At 41.0% G+C, this 15,270-nt stretch carries 13 protein-coding genes and 3 tRNA genes; 7 read left to right on the top strand and 9 right to left on the bottom strand.

The window, feature by feature from the left end:
• Window positions 1–15: 15 nt before the first annotated feature.
• The 7 genes from ABLB98_RS01640 (at window position 16) to ABLB98_RS01610 (ending at window position 8,031) form a co-directional block, all read left to right on the top strand.
• Window positions 16–1,398, top strand: coding sequence for an AAA family ATPase (locus tag ABLB98_RS01640; protein ID WP_348883265.1), 1,383 nt, complete (start codon window positions 16–18; stop codon window positions 1,396–1,398).
• Between the two features lie 416 nt (window positions 1,399–1,814).
• Window positions 1,815–4,664, top strand: coding sequence for a monovalent cation/H+ antiporter subunit A (locus ABLB98_RS01635; RefSeq protein WP_348883266.1), 2,850 nt, complete (start codon window positions 1,815–1,817; stop codon window positions 4,662–4,664).
• Window positions 4,661–5,029: a Na+/H+ antiporter subunit C gene (locus tag ABLB98_RS01630; RefSeq protein WP_348883267.1), complete on the top strand. Its 369-nt coding sequence runs from the start codon at window positions 4,661–4,663 to the stop codon at window positions 5,027–5,029. The genes ABLB98_RS01635 and ABLB98_RS01630 overlap by 4 nt, the downstream gene beginning before the upstream one ends.
• On the top strand, window positions 5,029–6,840 hold the full coding sequence (locus tag ABLB98_RS01625) for a monovalent cation/H+ antiporter subunit D (RefSeq protein WP_348883268.1): 1,812 nt from the start codon (window positions 5,029–5,031) through the stop codon (window positions 6,838–6,840). The genes ABLB98_RS01630 and ABLB98_RS01625 overlap by 1 nt, the downstream gene beginning before the upstream one ends.
• Window positions 6,840–7,367 (top strand): Na+/H+ antiporter subunit E, encoded by a 528-nt coding sequence (locus ABLB98_RS01620; protein ID WP_348883269.1) that lies wholly within the window; start codon window positions 6,840–6,842, stop codon window positions 7,365–7,367. Before ABLB98_RS01625 ends, ABLB98_RS01620 begins: the two co-directional genes overlap by 1 nt.
• Entirely contained in the window at window positions 7,364–7,639 is a 276-nt protein-coding gene (locus ABLB98_RS01615) for a monovalent cation/H+ antiporter subunit F (RefSeq protein WP_348883270.1), read from the top strand. Before ABLB98_RS01620 ends, ABLB98_RS01615 begins: the two co-directional genes overlap by 4 nt.
• 11 nt (window positions 7,640–7,650) lie before the next feature.
• Window positions 7,651–8,031, top strand: coding sequence for a Na+/H+ antiporter subunit G (locus ABLB98_RS01610; protein ID WP_087536899.1), 381 nt, complete (start codon window positions 7,651–7,653; stop codon window positions 8,029–8,031).
• Window positions 8,032–8,192: 161 nt separating this feature from the next.
• On the opposite strand, the gene ABLB98_RS01605 is transcribed toward ABLB98_RS01610, so the two are convergent.
• The 9 genes from ABLB98_RS01605 to tpiA all read right to left on the bottom strand — a co-directional run bounded on the left by ABLB98_RS01605 (window position 8,193) and on the right by tpiA (window position 15,121).
• Window positions 8,193–8,594: a ribosome-binding factor A gene (locus tag ABLB98_RS01605; protein ID WP_004659268.1), complete on the bottom strand. Its 402-nt coding sequence runs from the start codon at window positions 8,592–8,594 to the stop codon at window positions 8,193–8,195.
• On the bottom strand, window positions 8,594–11,308 hold the full coding sequence (gene infB, locus ABLB98_RS01600) for a translation initiation factor IF-2 (RefSeq protein ID WP_348883271.1): 2,715 nt from the start codon (window positions 11,306–11,308) through the stop codon (window positions 8,594–8,596). The genes ABLB98_RS01605 and infB overlap by 1 nt, the downstream gene beginning before the upstream one ends.
• A 10-nt stretch (window positions 11,309–11,318) precedes the next feature.
• The gene (gene nusA / locus ABLB98_RS01595) at window positions 11,319–12,803 is read right to left on the bottom strand and encodes a transcription termination factor NusA (RefSeq protein ID WP_005218583.1); all 1,485 of its coding nucleotides are present in this window, start codon (window positions 12,801–12,803) and stop codon (window positions 11,319–11,321) included.
• A 37-nt stretch (window positions 12,804–12,840) separates the two neighbouring features.
• Window positions 12,841–13,365 carry a ribosome maturation factor RimP gene (gene rimP / locus ABLB98_RS01590; RefSeq protein ID WP_348883272.1) on the bottom strand — a complete coding sequence of 175 codons (525 nt, stop codon included), beginning with the start codon at window positions 13,363–13,365 and terminating at the stop codon, window positions 12,841–12,843.
• A 197-nt stretch (window positions 13,366–13,562) separates the two neighbouring features.
• A tRNA-Met gene (locus tag ABLB98_RS01585) sits at window positions 13,563–13,639 on the bottom strand.
• Window positions 13,640–13,724: 85 nt separating this feature from the next.
• Window positions 13,725–13,801, bottom strand: a tRNA-Met gene (locus ABLB98_RS01580).
• A 44-nt stretch (window positions 13,802–13,845) separates the two neighbouring features.
• A tRNA-Leu gene (locus ABLB98_RS01575) sits at window positions 13,846–13,930 on the bottom strand.
• A gap of 57 nt (window positions 13,931–13,987) precedes the next feature.
• Complete coding sequence (gene secG, locus ABLB98_RS01570; RefSeq protein WP_005162938.1) at window positions 13,988–14,317, bottom strand: preprotein translocase subunit SecG; 330 nt, start codon at window positions 14,315–14,317, stop codon at window positions 13,988–13,990.
• Window positions 14,318–14,329: 12 nt separating this feature from the next.
• Window positions 14,330–15,121, bottom strand: a complete 792-nt coding sequence (gene tpiA / locus ABLB98_RS01565; protein ID WP_348883273.1) for a triose-phosphate isomerase — start codon at window positions 15,119–15,121, stop codon at window positions 14,330–14,332.
• Window positions 15,122–15,270: the final 149 nt, after the last annotated feature.

Here is a 15,270-nt window from a genome sequence, read left to right as displayed (position 1 = left end):
GTTCAGGGAGAGCTTATGCAACTTGAATCAGTGCTATTTAAACATGTTGGCATGTTTCGCGACTTAACCATTGAATTTCAACCAACACAACGTCCAATTACACTTATCTTAGGTGAGCAAGCTACAGGCAAAACTACAATTTTAAAAAATATCTATCAAGCCTTAACGTGGTTTTCCGCACGTTATAAAGATATTCGTACCGCAGGTGTCGTGATTGCTGATCAAGATATTTTGTTGACACGCTTACAAGCCAAAGTTCAAGTCCAAGTTAGAATGAGCAGTGAATTAACTCATCATCTACCAGAAAGTAGCTCTGCACAAACGACTGACACTCAGAATTGTAGTTGGAAGTTATTTAAAACGTTTAACAGTCAAGGCGTTGGAATTAGCCAAGTTGAAACGCAGCAACTTGATCAAATGGTATCGCTATACCAAAAAACCAGTCTTCAAGATCCATTATTTGGATTACCGTTAATTGCGTATTATCCTGCCGAACGCTTTGTACAAGAGGTTAATTTACAAAGCAAGAATGCACCAGGAACACTACAAGATATTGCTGCCTACGATTTAACAGCGATTCCATACACAACTTTTGCGCGTTTCTTTGAGTGGCTACGGGAAATTAGTGATGTTGAAAATGCTCACTCTGCCTATATCGTTAGACGTCTTATTGGCAACGATTTCAGTCAGCAAAATCAATCAGAGGTTTTGCAGCAATTACAACAAGAACTGATGAATCATCCTAAACAACTTTCAGCACCTAATTTATATGCGCTGAAAAAAAGCTTACATACCATCTTTCCAGAATTGAATGATATCTATATTCAATATATTCCTAAACTTCAATTAATGGTGCGTTACAAAGATCAGACCATTCCCTTTCAGCAATTATCGGCCTCTCTTAAATCATGGATTGCATTGGTCGGTGACATTACACGTCGTTTATGCTTGCTTAATCCACATTGTTTCGACCCATGTTTAGAAGGTGAAGGCGTATTATTAATTGATCAAATTGAGCATCAGTTAGATCAAAATATGAGTGCTGAAATTTTAGAGCGTTTGCATCAAGCATTTCCAAGACTACAAATTATTGCTTCAGGCAATCGCGATGAATTATTAGAACATGCTTTAGAATATCAATGCTTCAAGTTAGGTGATAAAGAAATTTATGAGATTAATCTTGAGAAATCTCAACAACAACTTTCACAACTCTATAATGAGTTAAGTCAATCAGAAAGCATTCTCTTGCAGCAGAATCAACACTTATTAGAATCAGAAAATTTGGTCAGTAAAGTTGATGAACTCTTGCATCAAATCCAAGCGCTTGATGAACAAGAAAAGATTCATTTACTTCATCTACTTAAAATTGATGATACCCCTCAAGAGACATCACTTTAAGATTGATTGCATCATTAATCCTTATAAACTAGAGGTCAATTTTTTCTTTTAAATAGGTCTTCTTTACTGAAACACTAGATTGTAGGGACAAGCATTTGATCTAAGACCAGATCTCTATCCCTGTTAGGTACACAGATAATCGAATGGAAAATATTCAATTAAATAGCGAACAAAAAACGTTGATAGACAAGTTTTAGCGACAAAGATGTTGTTAGTTTCATGTAATAACATCAGATTTTTGTTGATTTTTTATAGTAAAATAAAATTCATTTTTTACCTTCAAGTTGTGCAATACAACTTGCTCTTTCCGTTAACTTGATTGGGTTTCGAGACTTGAAACTTTGGCTTTCTCTTTGAACGCCTTAAGTCTTGGAAGAAAATCCACCATTAGGTCTCTCTCGACCTAAATCATCGACATGGATACCAGTGTGCTACCGATTATTATTTTATTACCACTCATACTTGGCACAACCCTTGTCTCACAATTGCAACGTATTTCTCGGGGTATGACGGCAATTGGAGCGATTGGCATTAGCCTGAGTTGTTTTATTTTACTGCTTAGCCAAGCTGAAACGGTTTTACAGGGTAATGCCCTGCAACAGAGTTGGGAATGGCTTCCACAACTGGGCATCAATCTTAGTTTTCGCCTTGATGCATTAGGATTATTGTTCGGTTTACTCATTAGTGGGATCGGCACACTGATTTATATTTATGCCTATTATTATCTCAGCCCTAAAAACTCACTCAGTAAACTGTATCAGTTGCTCATGCTATTCATGGCAGCGATGCTTGGGATTTCACTTTCCAACAATTTAATTATCTTACTGGTATTTTGGGAATTGACCAGTATTTCTTCATTCTTGCTCGTGGGCTATTGGAGTCAATATGATGCCGCCCAACGTGGTGCGCGTATGGCACTCACGATCACAGGGATGGGCGGTTTGGCGATGCTAGGGGGCTTTATCCTCTTAGGACAGATGGCAGGCACTTACCAGATTGACCAATTGGTGTTAATGAAAGAGTCTATTCAGCAGCATCAATTATTTGTTCCCACTCTACTGCTCATTTTACTAGGTGCATTTACCAAAAGTGCGCAATTCCCATTTCACTTTTGGTTGCCAAATGCAATGGCAGCACCTACGCCTGTTTCAGCCTATCTCCATTCAGCAACGATGGTGAAAGCAGGTATATTTTTATTAGCACGCTTAGCGCCACTCTTTATTGGGGCAGCGTTGTACCACAATATCGTAACCTTCGTCGGTTTATTCACTTTATGTATGGCAGCGGGTTTCGCCATATTTAAAGAAGATCTCAAAGGGCTTTTAGCTTATTCAACCATCAGCCATTTAGGTTTGATTGTTTGTTTACTCGGCATCGGTTCACCACTCGCTGTTGCAGCAGCAATCTTTCATATCATTAATCATGCAACATTCAAAGCTGCTCTTTTTATGATCGCAGGCATTATTGATCATGAAACAGGAACACGTGATTTACGTAAGCTCAGTGGTATCTGGCAACTTCTTCCGTTCACAGGTACTTTAACCATGATCACCGCTGCTTCGATGGCTGGTGTACCGCTAACCAATGGCTTTATTTCCAAAGAGATGTTCTTTACGGAATTACTGGCAAACCTATCAGGTCCAGTAATGATAATTGCAGCGATCGTGGCAACTTTATCCGGTATTTTTGCTGTTACTTATTCTATTCGTTTGGTACATGGCGTGTTCTTTGATGGTGGGCTTGGTAAACACGTTCCTAATAAAGATGCACACGAACCGCCTCTCGGAATGCGCTTACCTGCGATTATATTAGCGACATTATGTATTCTGGTCGGCATTCTGCCTGCACTATTGGCTGGAACAGTCGTGAATAGTGTAACGCGCGCGAGTTTGGCTCAACCTGAATTTGAGGGTGTTCACTTAGCGATTTGGCACGGTATTAATGCACCTTTAATCATGAGTCTAGTTGCATTAATAGGTGGTGGTTTATTTTACTTTAGCCTCATTAAAAATCAGCATTTACGTAAAATTGACTTAGACCCTTATTTAGGTAAATTCCAAGGCAAACTTTTATTTGAATCATTCCTGAAGCATCTCTTACTTACCAGTCGAAAAATCAAACAAAAGACTGAAACAGGTTCTCTACAAAGTTATCTTCTTTGGATTGTTTTCTTTAGCATCATCATGGTGGGTTTACCCTTATTCAATCAGGGATTAACAACTGGCACACGTGAGCTTACCCATGCTCCATGGATTGCTGTGGTCTTATGGCTCACATTATTCTCTGGCTGTTGGATGATGTTGTGGTTCCACCACGAACGGATTAAAGCTGTTTTAATTAGTGGTGCTGTTGGACTTGTCGTCACCATGGTGTTTGTAACCTTATCTGCACCAGATCTTGCACTCACTCAAATTACAGTTGACGTTGTTACTACTGTTTTATTGTTGATGAGCTTATCGCTATTACCGCAGTTGACCCCTTACGAATCGAGCCGTCCACGCCGTTGGCGAGATGCAAGCTTAGCAATCGCAGGTGGTATCGGTATTGGTTGGATTACATGGCTAATATTAACGCGAGAACATAATTCAATCTCATGGTTCTTCTTACAACAATCCCTCCCACTAGGCGGTGGTTCAAACGTTGTCAATGTTATCCTTGTTGATTTCCGTGGTTTTGATACCTTCGGTGAAATTACAGTATTGGGTATTGCAGCAATAGGAGCACTATGTTTAATGGATGGTATGCGTGTACATGGCACAACCATGACGCAAGGTCTCACCTACCGTTTTAATCCATCTCCGCTTATGTTCCGTATTACGGCCTCTTGGGTATTACCACTAGCACTTGTGGTCAGTGTTTATATCTTTTTGCGAGGACATAACTATCCAGGCGGTGGCTTCATTGCAGGTCTAATCACCTCAATGGCGCTCATCATTCAATATATTGCACTAGGTCAAGATCAAGCAGAACAGCTATTAAAAGCGAAGTCGGGCCGCCTTTACGAAGTCTGGATTGGCACAGGATTAACGATTGCAGGCCTGACTGGTATAGCAGCATGGTTCTGGTTACGTCCGTTCCTCACGAGTGCTCATGTCTATGTTGAATTACCAATTCTAGGAAAACTACATCTAGCTTCAGCTGCAAGTTTTGACTTGGGTGTTTATATCACCGTTGTAGGCGCGACAATGTTGCTCATCTCTGTATTAGGCGACTCTCGTCATTCGAGTATGTCCGGTCCTGTACCACATCGGGAGGAATCATCATGATCAGTTTAGAATTCTTACTGGCTTCTGCTATTGGTTTACTTGTTGCCACAGGTATTTATCTGATTTTACGTGCTCGTACTTTCCCTGTTGTGCTCGGATTGGCTGTAATCGGTTATGCCGTAAATTTATTTTTATTTGCAGTCGGTCGTATTCAAATTAATGCACCTGCAATCATTACAGAAACAACTAAAGTAACAGATCCGTTACCGCAAGCGTTGGTACTCACTGCGATTGTGATTGGTTTTGCAACAACCGCTTTTATTGTACAACTTGCTTTACGCAGTCGTTATGAATCGGGCACGGATCATGTTGACTCCAAAGAAGAAGCAACTGTGACTTATGACCCACGTGAGGATGAGCCATAATGTTTGATTTCAATAATTTTTGGCATGCTCATACTCCTATTTTAAGTATTTTAATTCCAGCATTTACGAGTTTTTTACTACTTTTATTAGGCAATCCTGGTTCTGGTTCTCTAAAACAGGATTGGCGCCAACCTTGGCGACGTGGCATTAGCTTAGGTTCTGCACTTCTAGGCTTAATCACAGCAATCAGTTATTTGATGATCGCAAATACAGGTCAAGTTACCGTCTATCAACTTGGTGAATGGTCTGCTCCTTTTGGCATTGTTTTAGTTCTCGATCGTCTCGCTGCATTCATGTTGGTGCTCACTTATGCACTTGCAGTGCCTGTCATTTGGTATGCAAGTGATAACTGGGATACCCGTGGGCGCTATTTCCATACCATGTTCCATTTTTTGTTAATGGGTATAACGGGTGCATTCCTGACAGGTGACTTATTTAACTTATTCGTGTTTTTTGAAATCCTGTTAATGGCATCTTATGTATTGCTATTACATGGTCAAGGTCGACCACGTTTCCAGCTAGGCATACATTACGTCACGATTAACTTACTCGCATCAGCGCTATTTTTGATTGGTTTAGGGATGATCTACGGCAGCGTTGGTAGTTTAAATATGGCTGATGTGAGTCGCCTTATCCCAACCTTAGACAGCGATCAACATAAACTTGCAATCGCGGGTGGCTTGTTACTGTTTGTGGTATTTGGGATCAAAGCAGCAATGCTACCTGTCGGCTTTTGGCTACCAAAAACCTATGCTGTTGCAAGCACACCCGTTGCTGCAATTTTTACTATTATGACCAAAGTTGGTATTTATGCCATTCTACGTGTCAATGGTACTGTTTTTGATGATGCAATGGCACAAAGTATTTTCAAAAACTGCTTATTAATGATTGGCTTGATTACTTCATTCTATGGTGTAATCGGTGCAATTGCTGCTGAACGCTTACGCCGTTTTGTTGGCTTTATGGTGTTGTCATCGATTGGAACATTACTCATCGCTATTGCCATGTTTAATACTCAAGCATGGTCAGCAGCATTGTATTATTTAGTCCACAGTACCCTAATTGCTGCTGCATTCTATTTATTTTGTGGTTGGATGACTGCGCAACGTGGTTCATTCAAAGATCATTTAAAAGTTGCACCGAAAATCAAACAGGAAAAAGCGGCTGCTTTTACTTATTTTACCATTGCACTCATGATGGCAGGTTTACCCCCTTTCAGTGGTTTTCTAGGTAAAGTTTTTATCTTACAGGCTACCGCTGAAACGCCTTATCAGGGTTGGATTATTGCTGTTATTCTGATTGTTAGCTTACTTAGCATTATCGCATTCACACGTGTTGGTTTTATCCTTTTTTGGCGTGCTAGCCCACCCGAAGAAAATCCTAAAGAATCAGCATATATCGCTTATCAATCACTACCTGATACAGCACCTCATCGGAATGACAAAGCAATCTATGTATTACTGATTGGTTTGATGAGTTATGTTGTATTTGCAGCACCAATTCAGCGCTATACAACTTCAACTGCACAACAAATTCAAAATCATGCGCTTTATCAACAAGCGATTCTAAAACATGATAGTCAAGGTCGTGCCATTAGCGTGCAGCCATTTGATGCAGCATATTTACCTGAAACTAAATATGGTGGCGAGGTTGAAGATCATAATGCGGTATTAATTCCAGATGTTATCTCAAAACCGACGCTACAAGGCGAACATATTTCGGAATATAAACAACGTCAAATTGCTGAGCAAACTTTATCAAATCCAACTATTCCAAATGCCACACAATTAAAACCGATGGAGGAACACTAATGCAAAAACGTGCTTTGCTTGATCGTTGGTTTCCCCACCCCTTTGTGTCATTTTTAATTTTTGTGACTTGGCTCATGCTGTCGCATAGTTTGGACATCACAGATATTTTTATTGCAATTCTATTAGGTATCTTTGTTTCACGTTTGGTAAGTCCTTTTATTGCACGTACACCCCATATTCATTGGTTACCTGCAATCAAACTTTTTTTTGTGGTGCTATGGGATATTGTGATTTCCAACTTTCGTGTAGCTAAAATGGTGCTTGGACCAATCGATGAGTTGCATCCAAAATGGTATCGCGTGCCATTAGAAACTGAACATGAGCAAGTAAATACGCTACTCGCAATGATCATTACAACGACGCCAGGTACGGTATCCGCAGGGATTGATCAAGAGCGAGGAGATATTTTAGTTCATGCACTCAGTACAGATAATGCTGAGTTAGATATTCAAGACATCAAAAATCGTTATGAGCTACCTTTGCTCGAAATCTTTGATGTAAAGATTGCAGAAGGAGCAGCGAAATGACCTTTTTACCTTATGCACTTGCAATTAGTTTAGTAGCGATCACTATTTCCATGTTTCTTTGTCTGACCCGCATGATCATTGGACCATCTGTTGTTGATCGCTTGTTAGCACTCGATACTCTTTTTCTTAATGCAACATGTCTGATTGTGGTATTAGGTATTTACTGGGCAAGTACCAATGTATTTGAAGGTGCTCTATTGGTGGCGATGCTCGGTTTCGTTTCAACTGTTGCACTGGCTCGCTATTTTACCACTGGACATGTGATTGATTAAGGAGAGTGGTTATGCAAATAATTTTTGAGATTATCATTTCGTTCTTTTTGATCTTTGGTGCATTTTTTATGCTCGTAGGTTCAATCGGAATGATTCGTCTACCCGACTTATTTATGCGTCTGCATGCACCGACTAAATCAAGTACGTTAGGCTTGGGGAGTTTTTTAATTGCAGCTATGGTATTTGGAGCGACTCAAGGTCGTTTCGGTTTTGCTGAATTATTGATTACTTTATTTGCCTTTATTACTGCCCCAGTATCAGCAAATTTAATGGCACAAGCTGCAATTCATTTACGTTTGCGTTCAACCAGTGGTGATGTTCCAGAAGCTTTAAATCGTCCGCTACCGTGGCAACGTTATCGTCGTAATGCAGAAAAGAAAGATCAACTTTAAGTTGGTCTTTTTATTGAGCTCAATGTATTTTTTAAGTTTTAGAAAGCCTAAACCAATTAACTCACTGAAAGATATAATTTTAATAGAAAAAATCATATCAATCTAAAACAATGATCTATAGCACAAAAGAAAGCCACCCGAGGGTGGCTTTCTTTTAGAAATTATTCTTTATCATCTTGCCCTTGTTCAGGCAGATCCTTCACAGCTTCCGCGATCAGACCAAACATATAGTTACCATAGGCATTCGTTTTATCGTAATGGAAACGCAATCTTGGCGTAATACGTGTCTTGATACGACGGCTCAATTCATGACGCAAGAAACCAGAAGCTTTATTCAATACATCTAAAGTTTCTTTATTTGCGACTTCACTTTGCTCATCACCAAGTTCACGTCCCATCACAGTGACATAAACTTCAGCATAACCCATGTCTGCACTGACTTTCACTGCAGAGATGGTCACTAGACCACCTAAGCGAGGATCTTTAAGCTCTTGACGGATCAACTCAGACAACTCACGTTGTACTGAATCCGCCATGCGCTTTAAGCGTTGGCTACCCGCCATTAAAGACTCCGTTTAATCAATTGAACATCATAGACTTCGATCTTGTCTTTAACTTTGATGTCTTTATAACCTTTGACTGCAAGACCACATTCCATACCAGCACGAACTTCTTCAACCACTTCTTTATAACGACGAAGAGATTCAAGTTCACCTTGGAATACAACCACGTCATCACGTAATACGCGAATCGGTTTATTACGATGCAATGTACCTTCAAGTACCATACAGCCAGCTGCTGCACCAAACTTACTTGAGTGGAAGACTTCACGTACTTCTGCAACACCCAAGATCGTTTCACGATGTTCAGGTGCAAGCTTACCGCTCATTGCAGCTTTTACATCATCAATTAAATGATAGATGACGCTGTAATAACGAATATCGATGCCATCTTGATCAGATTTTTGACGAGCCGTGTTATCTGCACGAACGTTGAAACCTAATAATACTGCTTCTGAAGATTCAGCTAAAGTCACATCTGACTCAGTGATTGCACCAACACCAGAACCAATGATGCGGACTTTCACTTCATCTGTAGAAAGTTCATCAAGCGCAACATGTAATGCTTCTAAAGTACCACGTACATCTGTTTTGAGTACGACATTCACATAAGGAATATCTTTTTTACCCATAGATGCCATGATGTTTTCAAGACGCATTGCACTGGCACGCTCTAGACGCTTATGACGTTCACGATCTGAACGAGCATCTGCAACTTCACGTGCTTTCTTCTCATCATTCACGACAAGAACTTCATCACCTGCCATTGGTGCATCAGGTAAACCTAAAATTTCAACTGGAATTGAAGGACCCGCTGAGGTGATACGTTGACCATTTTCATCAACCATCGCACGTACACGACCATAAGATGAACCCGCAAGAACCAAATCACCAATGTTCAATGTACCATTTTGTACCAAAATTGATGTTACCGCACCACGACCTTTGTCAACACGTGCTTCAATCACCACACCTTGCGCCGCGCCTTCTGCTGAAGCTTTAAGCTCCATCAATTCAGCTTGGATCAAGATGAGATCAAGTAACTCATCGATACCCGCACCAGAGTGTGCTGAAACTTTAGCGATAGGTGTATCCCCACCCCATTCTTCAGGCACGATTTCTTTATGTGCTAATTCATTTAATACACGATCGACATCAGCAGATTCTTTGTCCATCTTGTTAATAGCAACAATAATCGGTGTACCCGCAGCACGCGCATGGTCAATTGCTTCCGCTGTTTGTGGCATCACACCATCATCAGCAGCAACAACAAGTACCACGATATCAGTCGCTTTCGCACCACGGGCACGCATTGATGTAAACGCAGCATGTCCTGGTGTATCTAAGAAAGTAATAATGCCTTTCTCGGTCTCAACATGGTATGCACCGATATGCTGGGTAATACCACCCGCTTCGCCTGCCGCCACTTTAGAACGACGAATGCGATCAAGTAACGATGTCTTACCATGGTCAACGTGACCCATGATTGTGACCACTGGCGGACGAGTCGTTTGTTCGCCACGAGCTTCTTCAGCTGCAACCAATAAGTTGTCTTCTGCTTGTGTATCAGAAACTAAAACTGGATTGTGACCCAATTCTTCAACTACCAATACTGCTGTATCTTGATCAATCGCTTGGTTTTGAGTAACAAGTTCACCCATTTTCATAAGTGTTTTAATTACTTCACGAACCTTAACCGCCATTTTCTGTGCAAGATCAGCAACAATAATTTTTTCGCCGATCTCAACATCATAAATTTGCTTCTTCACAGGTTTTTCAAAACCATGTTTATTCGCTTGGCTGGTTTTTAAACCACGCTTATGATGGCTTTTGCTGAAGCTTTGCTCTGCCTGAGCATCACCACCACGACCGCCTTTTTTACCAGCGCGTGGGTTTGCTGTCGCACCACCGCGTTTAATTTCGCGGTCTTCCTTATTAAAGGAATCTTCATATGCTTGCCCAACAAGACCAGCAGCTAAAGGTGAATCATCGATTACACGAATCGTTGTCGTCGCATCATCACTCGAATATTTTGATGCCATTTTGCGCATTTGCTCAAGCGTACGCTGTTGCGCTTCTTCAGCAGCCTTACGACGCACTGCTTCTTCAGTCGCCTTTAACTTGGCTGCTTCTGCTTCACGGGCTTTTTTCTGTTCAGGTGTTTCTGTTGGCCTAACAACAGGTGCTTTAATTACCTTGTCACTACCCCGTTTCTTCACCACAACTGCGGTTTTTGCAGGAGCTTGTGAAGCACTCTCAGAAGTATGCGCTGCACGCATGGCTTCCAGAGTCGCATTGGTTTTTTGTTCACCATGAATACGAGCTTTGGTATCTGCCTCTTCACGCCCTTTCTGCTCGGCACGGGCTTTTGCATCAGCTTCAGCACGAGCTTTGGCTTCTGCGGCGATCTGCTCTGGATTTGGCTTGGCAAAAACCTGCTTTTTACGCACCTCAACATTGATACTTTTTGCTTTACCCGAAGTACTGGTGACTTTGGCTGTATGGGTTGTTGTACGTTTCAACGCAATTTTTCCTGTGTTACCACTGCCTTGACCATGTACTTTTTTCAGGTGATTAACCAAAGTATCCTGCTGCTCAGTGGTAATAATGTCATCTGCTTTACGCTGTGGTAGACCTGCTTCGCGAACCTGCTCTAGGAGTTTCTCTACAGGACGTTCTACGCTGAGCGCTAACTCTTGAATCGACTTGTCCGTCATCTATTATCTCCTAGTTAAACCATGATTCACGTGCTTTCATGATCAATTGACCTGCTTTGTCATGACCTAAACCTTCGATATCCGAAATATCATCAGTCGCTTGATCAGCCAAATCATCAATTGTAATCACACCACGCGCCGCCAATGCATAAGCAATCTCAGTGGTCATACCATCCATACCGAGAAGTTCTGCGCTTGGCTCTTGAATATTTTCTTGCTGTTTCAGTGCATCAGTTAAAGCAGCCTCTTTAGCACGGCTTTGAAGCAATTCAACTAAATCTGCATCTAGTTCAATTTCATCAAATGTTTCAGCTGGAACATAAGCAATCTCTTCTAATGAAGTAAAGCCCATTTCCACCAATGCCATTGCTAAATCTTCTTCAATATCGAGACGTGTAACAAACATATCTAAATACTGTTGTGCTTCATTTTGCTGACGAGCACGATACTCTTCTTCTAACATCATGTCGAGTTTATAACCCGTCAATTCCGATGCTAAACGAACATTTTGCCCTTGCGAACCAATTGCACGTGCTAACTGATCATTGGTTGCGAAGATAATATCTGCACTACGCGCATCTTCATCTAGCACAATACCTGATACATCAGCTGGCTCTAATGCGCTTGCAATATATTGTGCTGGATCATCAGACCACACCACGACATCAATACGCTCACCGTTCAACTCTTGTTGTACTGCTTGAATACGTGTACCACGCATACCAATACATGCACCTACAGGGTCAATACGATGGTCATTGGTTTTCACTGCAATTTTAGCACGAACACCTGGTTGACGAGCAGCTGCTTTAATTTCGATGATTTCTTCAGAAATTTCTGGAATTTCTTTTTTCATCAATGCAATTAACATCTCAGGACGAGCACGAGATAATAATAATTGCGCGCCACGACCTTCGCGGTTTACGCTGTATAAAATGGCATTGATACGTTGCTTAGGACGCAAAATTTCTTTATGAATGGTTTCTTCACGCGCCAAGTAAGCTTCAGCGTTATCACCTAGATCAATGATGAAACCATCTTTGGTTTGTTTTTTGACTTCGCCGTAAATCAACTCACCCACTTTAGATTCATAGGCATCGGCAACCAAAGCACGCTCAGCTTCACGAATCTTTTGTACAATGACTTGTTTCGCAATTTGAGCAGCAATACGACCAAACTCAATTGACTCAACTTCTAGCTCACGCACATCACCGATTGACCATTTTGATGGATCAACATCTGAGATTGCATCTTGGCAAGCTGGCATTTCATGATCTTCATCCGCCACAACTGTCCACTGACGGAAAGTGCGATAATCACCTGTTTTACGATCAATCTCAATACGAAGCTGTGCTTCTTCTGAATGGGTTCCTTCGTAAAACTTTTTCTTCGTTGCTGCAACAAGTGCTTGCTCTAATGCTTGGAAGATCGCCTCACGACTAACACCTTTTTCATTACTAACCGTTTCTGCAACGGTAAGAATTTCGCGGCCCATAAGTCACCTACCGATTTCTTATAAAATTAAGTTAATATTAGTCTTGATAGATTAAATTTGCTTTATCAATATTATTACTATCAATTTCAAGCACATGTTTACCTTCCACTTCAACTTGAATGATTTCATTTTCTAAGTCTACAGAAAGTAATTTCGCCTGAAACTTACGACGATTTTCGACGGCAGCAATTAATCGTAAAGCCACTTGTTGCCCAATATAAGCAGGCAATTGATTGAGTTGGAAAAATGGACGATCCCAGCCTGGTGAAGAGACTTCTAAAGCATATTCACCTGAAATTGGATCATGAACATCAAGCATTGCACCCACTTGTTGTGTCACTAAAACACAATCTTGAACGCCAATACCACGCCCTTGTTCAACTTCGCCATCTTCATTCAAGATAGGTTCAACATTCTCATCAACTGCTTTATCAATATAAATACGCAATAAAGAACGTTTACCTTGTGGTAGGAATTCAATCCCCCATAGATCTACACCACACGCAGCTACTGCTGGCGCGATTAGATCATACAATGTTTGAGATTTATTTGATAATTTCATTTACTCTCGTCGCTCTCATGCGAGCCAATCAATCTTAACCGTATAGTGAAGCACGACTATTTGACCAATTGATGTCGAACACTACACGATAGCTAAACAACCAATAAAAAAGGGCGTAAATCGCCCCTATGTTACACAGAAAACCGAAGTCCACTGTGCAAAAAGGCCCACCTTATTGTGAGCCTCTTTTAGAAACTTGGTAGCGGGAGCTGGATTTGAACCAACGACCTTCGGGTTATGAGCCCGACGAGCTACCAGACTGCTCCATCCCGCATCAACGTGCAAAATTATATACAAATATAAAAAAAAGTCAATTTAAGTTTTTTATATTTGCTTGATTAAGTTGCACCTTAATCAAATGGTAGCGGGAGCTGGATTTGAACCAACGACCTTCGGGTTATGAGCCCGACGAGCTACCAGACTGCTCCATCCCGCATCAACAACATCACTGCATACACCAAACTTACTGGTTATTAAGCTTGGTGCGGAAGGGGGGACTTGAACCCCCACGCCCGAAAGCACTACCACCTCAAGGTAGCGTGTCTACCAATTCCACCACCACCGCAGCTTTGTGGGTCGCATTCTATTCCTTTAAATATAAAAAGGAAAGTGCTAATTCAACTTATTGAGTTGTTTTAGGTGCGTTTGATGAAGTTTCAGGCGATGTTACTGGTGCAGAGGTCGTGGTTTGAGCAGATTTTAAGCTATACGCATCAGCTGTTTGTTTTTTTGCAAAAACAGCCAAAGTTAAACTCGTAGCAAAAAACAAGGCTGTAAAAATTGCAGTTAAACGAGTTAAAAAGTTACCCGCTCCCGAGGCACCAAATACCGTAGCAGCACCACCGCCACCAAACGACGCTCCTGCCTCAGCACCCTTACCTTGTTGCACTAAAACCAATCCAATAATCATAATTGCTAAAATGATATGTACAACGAGTATAAAACTATACATTTCTACTTCCTATTATTTGCTTTGAGCAAATGCTTTTGCAATTTGATAAAAAGATTGTGCATTGAGTGATGCACCTCCAACTAAAGCGCCATTAATATCAGGACATGCGGCCAACTCAACAGCATTCTCGGCTTTGACACTACCACCATACAATATAGCCATGTTTGTACCGAATGATGTAATTTGTTTTAAGCCTTCACGTATTTTTGCATGCATTGCTTGAGCATCCGCAGGTGAAGCTGTCTTCCCTGTTCCAATTGCCCAAATCGGCTCATACGCTATCACAATATTTTGCCATTGTTCAGCTTTAACGACGGATGCAATATCACAAATTTGTTGTAATACCACTTGCTCAGCAGCGCCTTGCTCACGCTGCTCTAAGCTTTCGCCAACGCAATAGATCACCGTTAAACCTGCATTTAATGCATTTTGCAGTTTTGCTTTTAAAATATTGACGTTATCACCAAATAATTCACGGCGCTCAGAATGTCCAATCAACACATATTCAATCTGGCTATCTTTTAACAGCTCCGCACTTACCTCACCTGTGTAAGCACCAGTACCTGCCACACGAGAAAGATCCTGAGCCACAGTATAAATGGCTCTAGTTGCATCTTTTAACTGAGCATGAACACCACTCAAGGCAATCGTCACGGGCGCTACACCAATATGACATTGCTCAGGAGAAATATTGTCCTGTTGTAGTAACTGCTTAAATTCTTCTATTAATTGGAAAGCACTCGCATGCATTGGATTCATTTTCCAATTGCCAATAACCCAAGGGGTAATCGCCGAATTCGACATACTTCGCCCACCTACAACTAATTTATAAAAAATGCTGCATATTTTACACGTATTTTTATAAAATTCAGTTTTTCTTTTCAGTTTTAAGATTCAACTAACAAAAAATAGATCTAAAAATTCTCGTCCCTTTTACATATATATGTCGATTT

It is taken from the genome of Acinetobacter yuyunsongii (genome assembly GCF_041021915.1).
GTDB lineage: Bacteria > Pseudomonadota > Gammaproteobacteria > Pseudomonadales > Moraxellaceae > Acinetobacter.
The sequence above is the reverse complement of the archived record's forward strand: the minus strand, read 5'-3'. Positions and strand labels throughout refer to the sequence as shown.

Excerpts from the sequence above, each read along its gene's own strand:
- ABLB98_RS01610 (WP_087536899.1), top strand. The coding sequence starts at position 7,651 with ATGCAAATAATTTTTGAGATTATCATTTCGTTCTTTTTGATCTTTGGT.
- tpiA (WP_348883273.1), bottom strand. The coding sequence starts at position 15,121 with ATGTCGAATTCGGCGATTACCCCTTGGGTTATTGGCAATTGGAAAATG.
- nusA (WP_005218583.1), bottom strand. The coding sequence starts at position 12,803 with ATGGGCCGCGAAATTCTTACCGTTGCAGAAACGGTTAGTAATGAAAAA.
- rimP (WP_348883272.1), bottom strand. The coding sequence starts at position 13,365 with ATGAAATTATCAAATAAATCTCAAACATTGTATGATCTAATCGCGCCA.
- ABLB98_RS01630 (WP_348883267.1), top strand. The coding sequence starts at position 4,661 with ATGATCAGTTTAGAATTCTTACTGGCTTCTGCTATTGGTTTACTTGTT.
- ABLB98_RS01625 (WP_348883268.1), top strand. The coding sequence starts at position 5,029 with ATGTTTGATTTCAATAATTTTTGGCATGCTCATACTCCTATTTTAAGT.
- secG (WP_005162938.1), bottom strand. The coding sequence starts at position 14,317 with ATGTATAGTTTTATACTCGTTGTACATATCATTTTAGCAATTATGATT.
- ABLB98_RS01605 (WP_004659268.1), bottom strand. The coding sequence starts at position 8,594 with ATGGCGGGTAGCCAACGCTTAAAGCGCATGGCGGATTCAGTACAACGT.
- ABLB98_RS01635 (WP_348883266.1), top strand. The coding sequence starts at position 1,815 with ATGGATACCAGTGTGCTACCGATTATTATTTTATTACCACTCATACTT.
- ABLB98_RS01620 (WP_348883269.1), top strand. The coding sequence starts at position 6,840 with ATGCAAAAACGTGCTTTGCTTGATCGTTGGTTTCCCCACCCCTTTGTG.
- infB (WP_348883271.1), bottom strand. The coding sequence starts at position 11,308 with ATGACGGACAAGTCGATTCAAGAGTTAGCGCTCAGCGTAGAACGTCCT.
- ABLB98_RS01615 (WP_348883270.1), top strand. The coding sequence starts at position 7,364 with ATGACCTTTTTACCTTATGCACTTGCAATTAGTTTAGTAGCGATCACT.
- ABLB98_RS01640 (WP_348883265.1), top strand. The coding sequence starts at position 16 with ATGCAACTTGAATCAGTGCTATTTAAACATGTTGGCATGTTTCGCGAC.